Here is a 15,424-nt window from a genome sequence, read left to right on the forward strand (position 1 = left end):
TCAGAGCCCTATGGCGCCGTGCGTGCCGTGTCGCTCGATGCGCGCATGTGCCGCGACGCGCGTTGCGCACGCACCACACACACGACACCGGCCGGGTACCCCCAATTTCAAGCTTAGGCACCAGGTCTGACGAAGCCGTGCCGCACCAACGCAACAAAAACGGCACTACGCAACGGGAACAGCCCGCGCACCGGCACGTTTCACCCGAACGAGCGGGTTCATGGACGGAAAACAAGCCATAGCTTCGAAGACGTGACTGTGACTACTTCCACCGCGTACAGCAGGGACCTCGGCGACGAACTCCGCCGCATGAGGCAGCGTTTCACCGGCCTCAGGGGCCGCGCGCTGGCCATTCAACTTGGTTGGGATCCAAGCAAAGTCTCCAACATCGAGCACGGCAAGGTGCGGGCGAGCGAGATCGACATCGTCCAGTACCTCACCGTGTGCGGCCAGGACATCGACGTCATCGATGCGTTCCGCCGCCGCTATTACAACGCCTTCGACACCTACTTCGCCCAGGTGCCCGACAACCTCCGCACGCTCGTCATGACCGAGTCGTTGGCCACGAAGATCACCAGCTACGACGTCCTCAAGGCACCTGGGCTGCTGCAGACGCGGAACTACGCGCACAAGTTGATGACGGAGACGGCGTTCAACGCTCCGGAGGACATCGACAGGTTCGTCGATCTGCGCATGGAACGACAGACCATCCTGCGGCGGCCTTTCCGTCCCGAGTGCGTGTTCTTCGTCCACGAACTCGCGCTGCAACTGCGCATCGGCGACGCGAAGCTGATGGAGGACCAGTACCAGCGCATGATGTTCAAGACCCACGTCCTCCGAGTCATCCCCGCTCGCTTCAGGTCCATTGCCACGCACGACAAGTGCACGCTTTACGAGTTCGACAAGGCCGATCCGGTCGCCTACAGCGAGTCGGACACCGCGCAGGTGTTCGCCCAGAACGAGGCGGCCATCAAACGCGCCGAGCGGCTGTTCGAGCGGCTGGATGCCATTGCCTTGGATGCGGAACAATCGAGGAGCAAGCTGGCTGAGTACGTCAGTGCTCTTCGAAGGGACGTTCATGACTCTGGACCGCAGCTGGCGCAAGAGCACGCACAGCGGGGGGAACGGCGAAACTGACTGCGTTGAGGTGTCGCTGGCCCAGGACGCGCTCGTGCGGGACTCCAAGAACGTCGGCGACGAGCTGAAGTTCTCCGGAACCGCGTGGCGCGCCCTGGTCAGCTGGGTCGCTCAGTAGCCGTACACCAGGTCGTACGCGAGCTGCGGGTCGAACTTGCCCGCGTCCACGCCGGGCGCCTTGCCGCAGCGGCCGTCCGAGTCACCGGGCACCTTGACCCACAACAACATCTCCGCGCCGCCACCGGTCCGCGCGGGCGTGCCGAGCTTGCGGCCACCTGGGTTGCACCACTCGCCGTTGTGGCCGTTGCCGTTGCGGCTGGTGTCGATCACGTACGGCTTGGTGAAGCCGGAGAAGCTCGCGTTCACCGAGTTGCCGTACGAGGTCGAGGCCGCGGTCGTGTGGTAGTTGGAAACGTTGAGGGAGAAGCCGCGCACGTTGCGCACGCCGGCCTTGTCCAGCCGCGAGGCCATCTGGGCGGCCGGCACCCACTGGGCGTTGCCGGCGTCGAGGTAGGCCCACGTGTTGGGCGCCTTGGCCTTGAACTGCTCGGTCGCGTACTTGATCATCGCCGTGCGTTCGGCGATCTTGGCGTCGGTCATGCAGTTGAAGTCGGCCAGCGAGTCCGGCTCGATGATCACGACGGCGGGACGGGAGCCGACGGCCGAGGCGAACGCGGAGATCCAGGTGCGGTAGGCCTCCGGCGTGCCCGCGCCGCCGCCGGAGTGGCCACCGCACGCGTCGCGGCCGGGGATGTTGTACGCCACCAGCACGGGCAGCTTGGTGCCGGTCTTGCCGACGTAGCCCGACACCGCCGTCTTGATGTCGCCGCTCCAGTTGCCGAACCAGCGGGCGATCGGCTTGGACGAGATGTTCGCCTTGATCGCGGGCTGACGGCCGTCGCCGGCGTGGTCGCGCACCCACACGGCGGGGTTGGAGTCCGGGTCGACGTAGAAGCCGTCGGTCAGGCTGACAGGGCTGGCGGCGTGGGCGGCCGGGGCGGTCGCCACGACGGCCAGCAGGGCCAGCGCGAGTGCTCTCATCATGGTCACGACACTCGCGCGGACCGCTTAAGGGACGGTTAGTCGCGGTTGAACGCCCAGGCCGCGCGGTCTCAACTCCGTGACAGCCGGGCCAGGAAGGTCTGCTGCGCGCGCGAGGGAGTGCCAGCCCCGTGTGCTCACCCTCGGCCAGCAGGTACCCGCCCGGCCTGCGCGCGATCTGCTCGCCGTCGAGCGTCTGCCTGAGCCGGAAACGTAGCTGGACAACGTTCTCCGCGCCGACGTCCACCGCCAATGCCGCGGGCACACATCGCTGCCGCCCGCGTGCCGCCCGTCGATTTCTGCGGTCATCTCGCCCAGCAGGTTGACCACCGTCATGCGTTCCTCCCCCAGGAGCCCGTGACCCTGCTGAGCTGGGGATTGCACAACGGCCCAACATTCGCACATCCCCGCACGGCCACCCTGACGGAGCAATCCAACTGACCAAGGGGAGGCAGTTTTGACGGCAAGCAAAGCAATACGAGCATTCCTCGTCGCTTTCGCGGCGTTCCTGCTCGCGGCGGGGGCGGCGGCGCCCGCGATGGCCCAGGAACCACCTGTGCTCGTCACGCAGGGCGGGAACGAGATGGGGGCACAGGCGCGCCACTTCAACGAGGTCAGGTCCTGGCAGATCCTGTACCAGTGCCCCATGCTCGGTTGCAACGAGGGCGCGGTGTATCCCGGCCAGCACCTCGGCGAGATCTGCCACATGGATGTCAACGGATTCCGGTGGGCGCTCGTTTACAACCGTGCAAACGGTCACACGGGCTTCGTCAACAGGGACAACCTGATTCACAAGAGGTCACTGGGCCCCTGCGACAACGTCGGCACGGAGGGGTCCGTCAGCGGACGTGTGGACCTCTACCAGTGCCCCCAGTTCGAATGCAACAAGGGCAGCGCGGACCGCGGCCACCTTTTGCGCGTGGAGTGCTATGTCGATGTGAACAACGGTTACTACTGGGTCTGGTTGTACAACAGGGCCAACGGCCACGAGGGATTCCTCCCCGTCCTGGATCGCCCGCGTTTGGAGGTGTGCTGAGCTGAGGTTCTAGCCGACTACTCCGGACTGGAGCGGCAGCAGCGGCGCCACCACGCGTGAGAACGGGCCGCTGCGGATCGTCCCGCCGACCGGGCCGAGGAACGGTGTCGCGGTGTCGAGAGCGTTGGGCAGCCTTGCATAGGTTGCCCAACGCTCGTCCCACGCCTGGACCACGTCCAGGTGCCCGCCGGGCAGGAACCGGGTCAGGTGCACCCCTGCGACCTGCCCGGTGTTCCCCAGCAGCGGGAGCAGCCGAAAGCCGCCTTCCCGCCGCAGTCTCTCGATCAGCTCCGCGCTGTCCATCTCATCTCGCCGCCAACTCCGTGTTCGCCCGGTAAGCCTTCACGGCCTGGTCCCGCTCGGTGTCCGTCCACCCGAGCGGGTCGGCGATCAGATCGGCGACCCGTGAAGCCACCGACGCACCGAAGTCCAGGTGCTCCATGGCGATCCGGGTCCGCCGCGCCAGCACGTCTTCGAGGTCCAGAGCGCCCTCGTGCGTCACCGCGTAGACGATCTCCGCCGCCAGGTAGCCGGCGACGTCGGACGCAAGCGACGGATCCTGTGCCACCAAAGCCAGAACGTCGGATACAGCCGAGCCGTAGCGTTGCAGCAGACGTTCCACAGTGGACGTGGGCAGGCCGGACTCGGCGGCGACTCGAGCCCGGTCCGCCCACAGCTCTTGGTAGCCGACCGCGCCGCACAACGGCAGCCGAGCGGTCAGCGAAGGTGCAACAGCGCGACCAAGCCCGGCGACCGCGGAGTTCACGACGTCCGCGGCCATCACGCGGTAGGTCGTGTACTTCCCACCGGCGATCACGAAGAAGCCCGGTTCCGGTTGCGCCACAGCGTGTTCACGGGACAACTTGGCCGTGTCACCGGAAGCACCGTCGAGCAACGGCCGCAAACCCGCATAAGTACCAACGACGTCGTCAACGCTCAAAGGCGTCCGCAGCACCGCGTTGACGTGATCGAGGATGTAGGAGACGTCCTCGGAAGTAGCGGAAACGGCAGCGGGATCGCCGTCGTACGGCGTGTCCGTGGTGCCGACGATCCAGTAAGGGCCCCACGGGATCACGAACAGCACCGACTTCTCGGTCCGCGTGATCAACCCGCCGTCCAGCGAGATCTTCGATCGGTCGACCAGGATGTGCACGCCCTTGGACATCCGCACGTGGAACGGCGGCTTCCCCGGAGACATCGAGTTCAACGAGTCGGTCCACACGCCGGTAGCGCTGATCACCCGCCGCGCACGCACCTCGACGGACTGCCCGTCGACCTCGACCACAGCACCGGAAACACGACCGCCGGACCGCGTCAGCGACGAGACCCGAGCCCGCGACAACACCGTGGCGCCGTGCTGAGCAGCGGTGCGCACCAGCGTCAGGACCAGCCGCGCGTCGTCCATCTGCGCGTCGTAGTACCGGATGGCGCCGGCGAACTTCGACACGTCGAGCGACGGCCCGACCTGAGCCATCCTGCCGCGAGACAGATGCCGGTGCATCGGCACCGCACCCGCGCCACCCATGGTGTCGTACAGCAGCACGCCCGCGCCGACGTAAGCGCGTTCCCACTGCTTCTCCAACGGGAAGAGGAACGGCACCGGCCGCACCAGGTGCGGTGCGAGCCGGCGCAACAACAACCCGCGTTCCTTCAGAGCTTCCCGGACCAGCTTGAACTCCAGCTGTTCCAGGTACCGCAGCCCGCCGTGGACGAGCTTGCTGGACCGGCTCGACGTGCCCGCCGCCCAGTCGTGTGCTTCGACCAGCGCGACGGAGAGGCCGCGTGACGCCGCGTCGAGAGCAGCGCCCGCGCCGACCACACCACCTCCGACCACGAGCACGTCGAACTCCGTGGAGCCCAACGAACGCACCGAGTCAGCACGCCGAACCGGATCCAGCCTTGCGAACAACTTCAGCTCCTAAGAAAGAGACTCAACGGACGTCGGAGTCGACCCAGTCGAACGACTTGGTGACGGCCTTCTTCCAGTTGCGGTACTCGCGCTCGCGCTCGTCGGCCGCAAGCTCCGGCGTCCAGCGCTTGTCCTCGGCCCAGTTCGCCCGCAGCTCGTCCAGCGACGACCAGTAGCCAACGGCCAGACCGGCGGCGTACGCGGCACCCAGAGCGGTCGTCTCGGCGACGACCGGACGCACCACCGGCACGTCGAGAACGTCGGCCTGGAACTGCATGAGCAGCTCGTTCTGAACCATGCCGCCGTCGACCTTGAGCTCGGTCAGCGGCACACCGGAGTCGGCGTTCATCGCGTCCAGGACCTCGCGGGTCTGGAACGCCGTCGCCTCCAGCACGGCACGCGCCAGGTGGCCCTTGTTGACGAACCGCGTGAGGCCGACGACCGCACCACGCGCGTCCGCCCGCCAGTACGGCGCGAACAGACCCGAGAACGCCGGCACGAAGTACGCGCCACCGTTGTCCTCGACCGACCGCGCGAGCGTCTCGATCTCCGGGGCCGAGCTGATGATGCCGAGGTTGTCGCGCAGCCACTGCACCAGCGAGCCGGTGACCGCGATCGAGCCCTCCAGCGCGTACACCGGAGCCTCGTCGCCGATCTTGTAGCAGACCGTGGTCAGCAGGCCGTTCTTCGACGCGACCTTCTCCGTGCCCGTGTTCAGGAGCATGAAGTTGCCGGTGCCGTAGGTGTTCTTCGCGGTGCCCGGCTCGTAGCACGCCTGGCCGAACGTCGCGGCCTGCTGGTCACCGAGGATGCCCGCGATCGGCACGCCCTTCAGCACCCCGCCGGGACCGCCGGTGCCGTAGACCTCCGACGAGGAACGGATCTCCGGCAGCATGGACAGCGGAACGCCCATCTCCGAAGCGATGTCGGCGTCCCACTGCAGCGTGTCGAGGTCCATCAGCATGGTCCGCGACGCGTTGGTCACGTCCGTGGCGTGCACACCGCCGTTGGGGCCGCCGGTGAGGTTCCACAGCGTCCACGTGTCGGTGTTGCCGAACAGCAGGTCGCCGGCCTCGGCGCGCTCACGGGCACCCTCGACGTTGTCCAGGATCCAGCGGATCTTGGGACCGGAGAAGTAGGTGGCCAGCGGCAGGCCGACCTTCGCGCGGTACCGCTCGGCACCGCCGCCGAGAGCGCCGAGCTCCTCGACGATCGCCTGCGTGCGGGTGTCCTGCCACACGATGGCGTTGTAGACGGGCTCGCCGGTGTTCTTGTCCCACACCACCGCGGTCTCGCGCTGGTTGGTGATGCCGACGGCGGCGAGGTCACCGGTGTTCAGGTCGGCCGCGGCGAGCGCCTGGCCGATCACGAACCGGGTGTTCTCGGAGATCTCCACCGGGTTGTGCTCGACCCAGCCGGCCCGCGGGAAGATCTGCTCGTGCTCCTTCTGGCCCACGGCGACGATGGAGCCGCTGTGGTCGAAGATGATCGCCCGCGTGCTGGTCGTGCCCTGGTCGACGGCGAGAACGTACTGCGTCATCGAAGTTTGTCCTTTCGGGATGGTCAGAACACGAGCGAGGCGACGACACCGGCGATCGCGCCGCCGAGGAGCGGGCCGACGACCGGCACCCAGGAGTAACCCCAGTCGGAGTCCTTCTTGCCGATGGCCTCACCGTCGGTGCCCTTGTAAGAGAGCGGCAGCAGGGCGTGCGCGATGCGCGGGCCGAGGTCGCGAGCCGGGTTGATCGCGTAGCCGGTGGGGCCACCGAGCGAGGCACCGATGCCGACGACCAGCAGCGCCGCGGCCAGCGGGCCGATCTGGGTCGGGGTCTTGCCGAACGCGAGGATCACGAAGACCAGGACGAACGTGCCGATGACCTCGCACACCAGGTTCCAGGTGTAGCTGCGGATCGCCGGACCGGTGGAGAAGACGGCGAGCTTGAGACCCTCGTCGGGCGTCTCGTCGAAGTGCGGCTTGTACGCGAGCCACGCGAGCACGGCACCGAGGAACGCACCGAGCATCTCACCCGCGAAGTACACGACCGTCGAACCCGCGCCGACCGGAACACCGGGGGCGTACTCGGCCGCACCACTGGTCAGGATGCCGACGGTCACGGCCGGGTTGAGGTGCGCGCCCGACTTGTAGGCGACGTACACACCGGCGAAGACCGCGAGGCCCCAGCCGAAGTTGATCAACAGCCAACCGCCGTCGAAACCCTTCGACTTGACGAGCAGCACGTTGGCCACCACGCCCGCACCCAGCAACAGCAGGACGCCCGTACCGAGCACCTCGCTGAGGAACACTGACCCGAGACCCACGCTGGCCTCCCATTCGTCCTTGAACGGCTCATCACCCAGTGGTGATTGACGCGGAAGTTAATGACCCACGTCACGCCTGCTCAACGGGCACGTTTCGACAATGTCGACACCGACGGGGTGCAGCACTGTGACCACTCGGTCACTCTGTGCTCAAACAGCCCTCTTCCAGCGGTTTTCCGGAGGTTCTCCAGGTCACGGGGCTCGGGGAGCTGTTCGACATTGCCGACACGAGTCGTCTCAATTACGTTTGCCGCCGTGCCGGGACCAATCCAGTCGATCGAACGCGCCGCAGCCGTGCTGCGGCTGCTCGCGCGTGGCTCCGGCCATCACGGTCTCACGGAGATAGCCGACTCGCTCGGTCTCGCGCGCGGCACCGCGCACGGGATTCTCCGTACCCTGCAACGGGTCGAGTTCGTCGAACAAGATCAAACAACAGGCCGCTACCGGCTCGGCGCGGCCCTGCTGCACCTGGGCACCTCCTACCTCGACGCGAACGAGCTGCGCTCACGCTCGATCAACTGGGCCGACACGCTGGCTGCGCGGTCGGGCCAGGAGGTGCGCATCGGCATGCACCACGACGGCGCCGTGCTCGTCGTGCACCACGTGTTCCGACCCGATGACTCTGTGCAAACCCTCGGCATCGGCGCGATGCTGCCGTTGCACGCGACCGCCTTGGGCAAGGTGCTCCTCGCCTACGACCCGGACCTGTCGGCGGCCGCACGCCGGCGGGAGCTGACGTCGTTGACGCGCAGGACGATCGTCCGGGCGCAGGCGTTGGAGAGGGTGCTGACGGAGGTACGCGCGCAGGGGTGGGCAGGCGAGGCTGAGGAGTACATGCCCGGCGAGGCCAGCATCGCCGCGCCCATCCGGATACCGGGTGGTCTCGTGGTCGGTGCGATCGGCATCTCCGGGCCGGTGGACCGGCTGTGCGACTCCGCGGGCCGGCCGCGCGCGACGCTGGTGCGCCAGGTGTCCCAGGCCGCTGAATCCGTAACCACGTCCCTGGTCGACGAGAACTGAAAGGCGCGCCGTGCAACGGTTTGTGATGGCGATCGACCAGGGGACGACGTCGACGCGCTGCATCGTGTTCGACCAGAACGCCCGGCTGGTCGCGGTCGCCCAGCGCGAACACCGCCAGTACCACCCGCGACCGGGCTGGGTGGAGCAGGACGCTGTGGAGATCTGGCGCAACGTCGACCGGATCATGCCGCAGGCGTTGCGGCAGGCCGGGATCACCGCCGAGCAGGTGGTCGCCCTGGGCATCACGAACCAGCGCGAGACGTTCGTGCTGTGGGACCGGCACACGGGTGTTCCGATCGGGCGCGCGATCGTGTGGGAGGACATCCGCACCGAGGAACTCGTTGCTTCCCTTGAGAAACAGCCCGGCATCGAGGAGGTCCGCGAGCGTTGCGGCCTGCCGTTGGCCACGTACTTCTCGGCGCCGTCGTTGCGGTGGATGCTGGACAACGTGGCCGGGTTGCGAGCGAAGGCCGAGCGCGGTGACGTGCTGTTCGGCACGATGGACACCTGGCTGATCTGGAACCTCACGGGTGGGGTGAACGGCGGCCTGCACGTCACCGACGTGACGAACGCGTCGCGGACCATGTTGATGAACCTCGGTACGCGGCAATGGGATCCGATGCTGCTGGAGTTCTTCGGGGTGCCCGCGGCGATGCTGCCGGAGATCCGGCCGTCCTCCGAGATCTCCGGAACGACCACGCGGGTGGTGCCGGGCATCTCGATCACCGCGGCTTTGGGTGACCAGCACGCGGCGTTGTTCGGGCAGACGTGCTTCGAGAAGGGGTCGATCAAGGGCACCTACGGCACCGGTGGCTTCCTGCTGATGAACACCGGGAACGAGCTGGTGCGGTCGAAGCACGGGTTGCTGACGACGATCGGCTACCAGATCGGCGCGGAGCCCACCTACGCGCTGGAGGGCTCGATCGCGGTCGCCGGGTCGTTGGTGCAGTGGTTCCGCGACAACCTCGGGCTCATCCACTCGGCGCCGGAGATCGAGACTTTGGCGCGCACGGTGAAGGACAACGGCGGCTGCTACATCGTGCCGGCGTTCTCGGGGCTCTTCGCGCCGCACTGGCTCGCGCAGGCACGCGGGCTCGTCGTCGGGCTGACCTCGTACATCAACAAGGGGCACCTCGCGCGGGCCGTGCTGGAGGCGACCGGATGGCAGACGCGGGAGGTCGTCGACGCGATGAACGCGGACCTCGGGGCGCCGACGCCGGTGTTGAAGGTGGACGGCGGGATGACCGCCGACCACCTGTTGATGCAGTTCATCGCGGATGTGCTGGACATCCCGGTGATGCGGCCGCTGGTCGCAGAGACCGTGTCACTGGGTGCCGCCTACGCCGCAGGCCTCGCCGCCGGATATTGGCCGGACCTGGAGGGACTGCGCCGCAACTGGCATCTGGCCGCGCGGTGGAACCCGGTGATGGATGCCCGGCACCGCGAGGACGAGTACGCGAACTGGAAGCGGGCCGTCGAGCTGACGTTCGCGTGGGCCCGCTCCACCCCGTCCTGATCTCGATGAAGGGAATCTTCCTCCACGTGAGGTGGAGGAAGATTCCCTTCATCGTCAACGGGAACGTTGTTTGCGCACCCAGGCGGCCACGTCGTCGGCGGCGATCGGCAGCGCGTCCGAGAGGATGTCCGCGCCCGTCGACGTGACGACGAGGTCGTCCTCGATGCGCACGCCGATGCCGCGCAGCTCCGGCGGCAACGTCTCGTCGTTCGGGTGGAAGTACAGGCCGGGCTCGACGGTCAACGCCATGCCGCGCTCCAGGATGCCCATCTGGTAGGTCTCCTGACGGGCGTCCGCGCAGTCGTGCACGTCCAGGCCGAGGAAGTGCCCGGTGCCGCAGACGATGTAGCGGCGGTGGTGCTGTCCTGCCGGGTCGAGCGCCTTGTCGACGCTGACCGGCAGCAGGCCCCAGTCGTGCAGGCCCTCCGCGAGCACGCGCATCGCGGTGTGGTGGAAGGCGCTGTAGTCGTTGCCGGGCTTGACTTCCGCGAGCGCTGCCACGTGCGACCTGTAGACCAGGTCGTACACCTGGCGCTGCGGCTCGCTGAACTCGCCGCTCACCGGGAACGTGCGGGTGACGTCGGCGGTGTAGAGGGAGTTCATCTCGACGCCGGCGTCGAGCAGCAGCAGGTCGGCGTCGTGCACGCGGCCGTCGCAACGGGTCCAGTGCAGAACCGGGGCGTGCGGGCCGGCTGCGACGATCGAGGTGTAGCCGGGCCCGTTGCCCTCGGTGCGGGCGCGGCGGTCGAACGTGCCCTGCAGCCAGCGCTCTCCCCCGCCGCGCACGGCCTGACCGAGCTCCATGGCCACGTCGGCGAAGCCCTTGACACTCGCGTCGACCGCCTGGCGCAGCTGGTCGATCTCCCAGTCGTCCTTGATCCGACGCAGTTCGGAGAGCGTGGTGCGCAACTCGTCGCTGTGGCTGCCGGTCAGCGCGTCCAGCAACGGGTCGACGCCCTTGGCCGTCAGCGTCTCGGGGTGGCGGCCGCGCAGCGCGTTCGGCAGGTCTTCGAGTGGCCTGGCCGTGATGCCGAGCGCCTCGCCCCACTCCTTCGGCCCGGCCGCGGCGCCGATCCAGAACGGGCTGCGGTCCGCGTCACCGAAGAAGTCGACGCTGTGGGTCTCCGACGGGACGGGCACGAACAGCGTGGCGTCCTCTTCGGACAGCACCAGCACCGCACCCTCGACCTGACAACCGGTCAGCCACACGAAGTCGCTGTCGGCACGGAACTCGTGGAACGTGTCGTTGGATCGCACGTGCGCCCGTCCGGCGGCCAGTGCGATCCGCTTGCCGGGAAGTGCCGCGATGGTCTTGGCCCGGTGTGCCGCAGCGGCCTCACCGGTGCCCTCGGGAAGCTCGATGTGGCTGTCCCACTCGCCCCACCCGTCGCGGATGTACGTGCGGAAACCGTCCGCGTCCACCAATTTCGCCATGTCACGGCGTGTCCGGGCCACTCTTCGTCCTCTCGCTGGGGCTGTGCCCCAGCCTGCGGCGGTCCGGGTGATCGCACCAATCCCAGTTGGCCATAGCTTCGCGCTATGGAACGGCGGCGCTGTATCCACCGGTTGGCGGCAGGCCTCTACGTACCGGAGGAGGCATCACCATGAACCGCCGCGCTTATCTCTGTCTCCTGGCCGCGGGAACGCTGGCCGTTGGAACTCTGACCGCCTGTGGTCAGCCGCCCTCGCCTGGCACGCCGAGGGCGGAGCTTCAGGCCGAGGTCACCACAACGACGACGACGCCGACCACGGCACAAGTCGCCACACCAGCGCCACCACCACCGCCGACCACGACGACTCCGCCACCACCGAAACCACCGCCACCGCGAACCACCACCAAGCCGCCACCACCGCCACCGAAGCCCCCGGACCGCTGGGCGCTGCCGTCCGGCCTGCGCACGTCCATCGAGCAGCGCGACGAACAGCAGTTCCCCGACATCTGGGCGGGGATGACGGACGAGCTCGCCAACGCCTGCCCCGGCAAGAAGCTGTGCGTGGGTTACGCGCTGGTGGTCGACCCTTCCGTCGTGGACGAGAGAAACTGCTTCGTCCCCGACAAGGGCATCTCGGTGCCGGATCCGCTGCGCGAGGGCGGCAAGATCACGTTCAAGGTCAACAACAAGACCGACTGCGTGGTGGGCTGAGCCGTGCGCGCCGCACCCGCGCGACCTCGCGACGAGGCGCCGTCGAAAGCGTTGCGGGTCTTCGGCTCCCTGCTCGCGCCGACCACCGTGCTGACCGCGCTGCTGTTCTACTTCGGCACCCGGCACGCGACGTTCTTCTGCCAGTGGTTCGGCGTGCACTACTCCGTGCTCGGGCTGTCCGCGCCGGACTACCTGATCCGCAGCTCGGACGGCATGTTCGTGCCGCTGACGGTGTTGTCGGCGGCGGGGCTCGCGGCGTTGTGGGGCTACCGCTTCCTGCGCTCCGCCCTGGCGCCGCGGACGTGGCGCGCTCTGGCCAAGCGCGCCGTTCCGGTGCTGGTGGTGCTGGGTTTCGTGCTCCTGCTGGTGGGGCTCACCGGCCTCGCGGTGCCGGCCCTGCTCTACGCCGTGCCCGGTCTGCCGGGACTGTGTGTGGCGCTGGGCGTCGTGCTGTTCCCCGTCGCTGAACGTTTGCACGCCGGCCTGTCCGGCAAGCAGGCCGCCGGCGTCGTGCCGGTGATCCAGTGGACGTTCACGTTCGTGCTCGCGAGCATCGGGCTGTTCTGGGCGGTCACCGACTACTCGGCGGCGGTCGGCGAGGCCAGGGGCTACGAGTACGAGACGAAGCTCGCCTCGATGCCGGAGGCGGTCGTGTTCAGCACGAAGGACATCGGGGTTCGCGGGCCTGGGATCACCATGACCGGGTGCACGGCACCGGACTCGGCCTATCGGTTCCGCTACGACGGCCTGGTGCTGGTGCTGCAGTCGAGTGGGCAGAGCCTGCTGCTGCCTGCGCAGTGGAACCGCCGCGACGGCGTGGCGCTGGTGCTGCCCCGCTCCAACGACGTGCGTCTGGAGTTCGCGCGGGCCGAGGCCGAGCTCGTGCGCACCTGTTGACCCGCGTATAGCCTCGCGCTATGGAACTGGAGATCCGGCACCTGCGGGCGATCTGCGCCATCGGTGACGCGGGCAGCCTCTCGCGGGCGGCGACGCAGCTCGGCATCTCCCAGCCGTCGCTCACCACGCTGCTGCAGCGGGTCGAGCGGATGGTCGGCGGCAAGCTCTTCGACCGCGGCCGGTCCGGCGCCGTTCCCACGCCGCTGGGAGCGCAGATGCTGCAACGGGCCCGGCTGCTGCTGGTGGAGCTGGAGGCGTTCGGCGCGACGGTGCCGGTGGGCGGGCCGGTGCGGTTCGGGTCGGTGCACATGGAGTGCGTGGCCGCGCTGTTCGCACGGCTGGAGGACGTGCTGTCCGACGTGACGCTGCACGTCGACCCGTCGTCCACGGGCCTGGCGCTGGCGTTGGGCAAGGGGCACCTCGACGCGGCGGTGATCGCGGTCGACGAGGACCAGGACCTGGGCTTGGCGCGCGGGGTGGCGCAGCGGATCGTCGTGCCCTGGGTGCCGATCTACATCGCACTCCCCGCAGGTCATCGGCTGGCTGCACGGCCGGAGGTCGATCTTGCCGAGCTGGCGACCGAGGCGTGGGTGGGGCCGCCGGGTGCCGAGGACGGGTCGCTGACGGCGTTGCGCGCGGCCTGCCGGGCGGCGGGGTTCGTGCCGCGGATCCGGTTCGAGATGCCGAGCGGGGCCGGGCGGCAGCTGGTCTCGACTGGCAAGGCGGTGCAGCTCGTCGAGCCGACGTCACAGGGCGGGCCGGGCGTGGTGGTGCGGCCGCTGGCGGGGTCGCCGATGCGGATGCGGCTGGTGTTCTGCTGGCGGCGGGAGCGGCTGACCTGGAGCCAGGCCAGCCGCGTGTTCGCCGAGGTGCTGGGTGCCTATGCGGACGCGGCGCTCGCCAGTGCGGCGTTCCGGCCGTGGTGGGAGGAACGCGGCGAGGTGCTCACGTCGGCGAGGTGAGCCGGGCCGCGGCCAGTCGCAGTCAGCTCAGCGTGCCGAGCCAGCCGTACCAGTCCGCGTCATAGCGGTTGCCGACCACGCGCGTCACGTGGTCCCTGGCACCTGCCCAGTCCCCCATCCGGTACTCCGCCAGCACCGCCGCCACGTCCTCCGGGTGCTTCTCCACCAGGTAGCGGACGGCGAGATAGCCCCAGTTGTAGACGCGCTTCACGTCGTGGTCGTACGTCGTGTCGAAGAGCGCGCTCAACGCGTACGTCTGCTTCTTCGCCTCAGCCAACGCATCGGCGTAGACCTCGCCCCGGTAGCTGTAGGAGAGGTACTCGGCGAACCCCTCGATCCACCACACCGTCGGTGTCTTCATGTTCTCCTCGAAGGGGCCGTACATGTCGAACCGGCCGTCGAGGTAGTGGGTGTACTCGTGGTTGAGGTTCCAGATCGCGAACGTCGGCAGCCAATCGGCCTCGTGCGCGATGAACCGCGCCTGGTTCAGGGCCGGATCGCCCTCCAGGTACATGCCGCCGTTGTTGGTGGAGATGTCGAACAGCACGCCGGCGTACGTCCGGTAGTCGTTGCTGGTGTTGAAGACGACGACTTCCAGCGAGGTGTTGTTGTCTCCGGCCACGGGACCCGGATCGCGCACCACGCCGTGGAACACCGAGTCCTGGCCGGCGAGACTGCTGCACGTCTGGCGGAGCTGCGTCCGCGTCAGCTGCTGGGCGCGGATCTTCAACGTCGGGCTGCAGGTGTGCCGGACCGTGAGCACGCGGCGGTCGATCTTCGTGCGGAAGTCGCAGGTGCCGTAGCGGCGGCAGTTCGCTTTGTCGTACCAGTCGACCATCTCCGCGATGCCCACCCACATCGGTGCGAGCCGACCGACGACGTCACCGCGTGACGCCAGGTCCACCAGCAAGGGGCGGACCAACGAGACGAGCGAGCGGTGTTGCAGGAACCGGCCCAGCTCACGGGTCGCGTTGTGCACCAGGTACTGGCGGTCGGTGCCGAAGAAGTCGAGGTGCCGCACCACGAACCGGCGCAGCGCCCGCAGGATCTCCGGCTCGGCCTGGACCGCGGCCAGGAACTCCGGATAGCTGTGTCCGTAGTAGAGCATGATCATGCCGGCGTGCACGGTGGCGTCGTCGGCGCTGGTGTAGTTGTCCAGCACGTGGGTCAACGCGCGCAGTTCGGCCGGGTAGTCGGCGACCGCCGCGTAGATCGTGGAGTCGGGCGCCGGGTGGTGGATGTTCCTGGCGATCTCGGGTGGCAGCAGCGGGCTGTCGGGCGAGCCCGAGGGAGCGGCCTGCGCGGCCCCGGGGGTGAGCAGCGCGGCCAGAAGCGCCAGAACGGCTAATCGCATCATGTCCTCCGCAGGGGATGTGAGGTGCTCAGGAGCGTCACATCACCCATGGGCCCGCGATCATTTCGGCCGCTCATAGCCCGCAGCTA

General features: G+C 68.2%; 15 protein-coding genes. 8 read left to right on the plus strand and 7 right to left on the minus strand.

The features are described from left to right. The first annotated feature begins 258 nt into the window (after positions 1-258). Positions 259-1,137: a helix-turn-helix domain-containing protein gene (locus LFM09_RS35180; RefSeq protein ID WP_414101036.1), complete on the plus strand. Its 879-nt coding sequence runs from the start codon at positions 259-261 to the stop codon at positions 1,135-1,137. Between the two features lie 10 nt (positions 1,138-1,147). Then, positions 1,148-1,255, plus strand: coding sequence for a DUF397 domain-containing protein (locus LFM09_RS35185; protein ID WP_414100910.1), 108 nt, complete (start codon positions 1,148-1,150; stop codon positions 1,253-1,255). Here LFM09_RS35185 and LFM09_RS35190 read toward each other — a convergent pair. Then, a complete protein-coding gene (locus tag LFM09_RS35190; RefSeq protein WP_414100911.1) occupies positions 1,249-2,181 on the minus strand; it encodes a glycoside hydrolase family 6 protein in 933 nt (310 codons plus the stop codon). The genes LFM09_RS35185 and LFM09_RS35190 overlap by 7 nt on opposite strands. 454 nt (positions 2,182-2,635) lie before the next feature. Here LFM09_RS35190 and LFM09_RS35195 point away from each other — a divergent pair, with 454 nt between their 5' ends. Then, positions 2,636-3,214 carry a hypothetical protein gene (locus LFM09_RS35195; RefSeq protein WP_414100912.1) on the plus strand — a complete coding sequence of 193 codons (579 nt, stop codon included), beginning with the start codon at positions 2,636-2,638 and terminating at the stop codon, positions 3,212-3,214. A 9-nt stretch (positions 3,215-3,223) separates the two neighbouring features. Here LFM09_RS35195 and LFM09_RS35200 read toward each other — a convergent pair whose 3' ends face one another. From LFM09_RS35200 to LFM09_RS35215, 4 genes are read right to left on the minus strand one after another with little or no spacing between them, the layout of a single operon-like run. Next, entirely contained in the window at positions 3,224-3,517 is a 294-nt protein-coding gene (locus LFM09_RS35200) for a hypothetical protein (protein ID WP_414100913.1), read from the minus strand. Between the two features lies 1 nt (position 3,518). Then, positions 3,519-5,123: a glycerol-3-phosphate dehydrogenase gene (gene glpD, locus LFM09_RS35205; RefSeq protein ID WP_414100914.1), complete on the minus strand. Its 1,605-nt coding sequence runs from the start codon at positions 5,121-5,123 to the stop codon at positions 3,519-3,521. 22 nt (positions 5,124-5,145) lie between these two features. Next, positions 5,146-6,663, minus strand: a complete 1,518-nt coding sequence (glpK, locus tag LFM09_RS35210; protein ID WP_414100915.1) for a glycerol kinase GlpK — start codon at positions 6,661-6,663, stop codon at positions 5,146-5,148. Between the two features lie 23 nt (positions 6,664-6,686). Beyond that, positions 6,687-7,442, minus strand: a complete 756-nt coding sequence (locus tag LFM09_RS35215) for an MIP/aquaporin family protein (protein ID WP_414100916.1) — start codon at positions 7,440-7,442, stop codon at positions 6,687-6,689. A 255-nt stretch (positions 7,443-7,697) separates the two neighbouring features. Between LFM09_RS35215 and LFM09_RS35220 the strand changes: the two genes are divergently transcribed. Then, positions 7,698-8,462 carry an IclR family transcriptional regulator gene (locus LFM09_RS35220; RefSeq protein ID WP_414100917.1) on the plus strand — a complete coding sequence of 255 codons (765 nt, stop codon included), beginning with the start codon at positions 7,698-7,700 and terminating at the stop codon, positions 8,460-8,462. Positions 8,463-8,487: 25 nt separating this feature from the next. Further along, entirely contained in the window at positions 8,488-9,978 is a 1,491-nt protein-coding gene (gene glpK / locus LFM09_RS35225) for a glycerol kinase GlpK (RefSeq protein WP_414100918.1), read from the plus strand. A 54-nt stretch (positions 9,979-10,032) separates the two neighbouring features. On the opposite strand, the gene LFM09_RS35230 is transcribed toward glpK (LFM09_RS35225), so the two are convergent. After that, positions 10,033-11,412 (minus strand): aminopeptidase P family protein, encoded by a 1,380-nt coding sequence (locus LFM09_RS35230; protein ID WP_414100919.1) that lies wholly within the window; start codon positions 11,410-11,412, stop codon positions 10,033-10,035. Between the two features lie 170 nt (positions 11,413-11,582). Here LFM09_RS35230 and LFM09_RS35235 point away from each other — a divergent pair, with 170 nt between their 5' ends. The 3 genes from LFM09_RS35235 to LFM09_RS35245 are packed head-to-tail and all read left to right on the plus strand — an operon-like array spanning position 11,583 to position 13,981. Next, on the plus strand, positions 11,583-12,122 hold the full coding sequence (locus LFM09_RS35235; protein WP_414100920.1) for a hypothetical protein: 540 nt from the start codon (positions 11,583-11,585) through the stop codon (positions 12,120-12,122). 3 nt (positions 12,123-12,125) lie between these two features. Next, a complete protein-coding gene (locus LFM09_RS35240) occupies positions 12,126-13,019 on the plus strand; it encodes a hypothetical protein (protein WP_414100921.1) in 894 nt (297 codons plus the stop codon). A 20-nt stretch (positions 13,020-13,039) separates the two neighbouring features. Next, positions 13,040-13,981 (plus strand): LysR family transcriptional regulator, encoded by a 942-nt coding sequence (locus tag LFM09_RS35245; RefSeq protein WP_414100922.1) that lies wholly within the window; start codon positions 13,040-13,042, stop codon positions 13,979-13,981. A 22-nt stretch (positions 13,982-14,003) separates the two neighbouring features. On the opposite strand, the gene LFM09_RS35250 is transcribed toward LFM09_RS35245, so the two are convergent. Next, complete coding sequence (locus LFM09_RS35250) at positions 14,004-15,335, minus strand: collagenase (protein ID WP_414100923.1); 1,332 nt, start codon at positions 15,333-15,335, stop codon at positions 14,004-14,006. Positions 15,336-15,424: the final 89 nt, after the last annotated feature.

Source organism: Lentzea alba (genome assembly GCF_047445655.1).
Classification (GTDB): domain Bacteria; phylum Actinomycetota; class Actinomycetes; order Mycobacteriales; family Pseudonocardiaceae; genus Lentzea; species Lentzea alba_A.